Source organism: Weissella sp. DD23, assembly GCF_001579105.1.
GTDB lineage: Bacteria > Bacillota > Bacilli > Lactobacillales > Lactobacillaceae > Weissella > Weissella cibaria.
The window spans coordinates 1-268 of the sequence record NZ_KQ970518.1 but is presented as its reverse complement, the minus strand read 5'-3'; the positions used below and the strand labels follow the sequence as shown (position 1 = coordinate 268).

General features: G+C 42.5%; 1 protein-coding gene. It reads left to right on the top strand.

All coding sequences use genetic code 11. The annotated features are described in order from the left end of the window. Positions 1-199, top strand: a 199-nt coding sequence (locus tag WEIDD23_RS12545; RefSeq protein ID WP_197458920.1) for a thioredoxin family protein, incomplete at its 5' end; no start/stop codon positions are given. Positions 200-268: the final 69 nt, after the last annotated feature.

The window sequence follows — 268 nt, the reverse complement described above, 5'->3', positions numbered from 1 at the left end:
TGAGACGGTGGCCGAAACAATGCCTGAAGTAACATTCAACAAGATGGACGTGGATCAAAACCCAGCAACCGCACAAGAGTTCGGTATCATGGCAATTCCAACGTTGCTTGTTAAGAAAGATGGCGAAGTGGTTGAGCGTTTGACTGGTTTCACACCAGCCCACCAACTAGAAGCTATTTTGGCTAAGTACACAGCCTAACTTGATTAAGAACCAGCAAATTAATGCTGGTTCTTTTTTCATTCTGTGTTATGGTTATTAGGTTATACT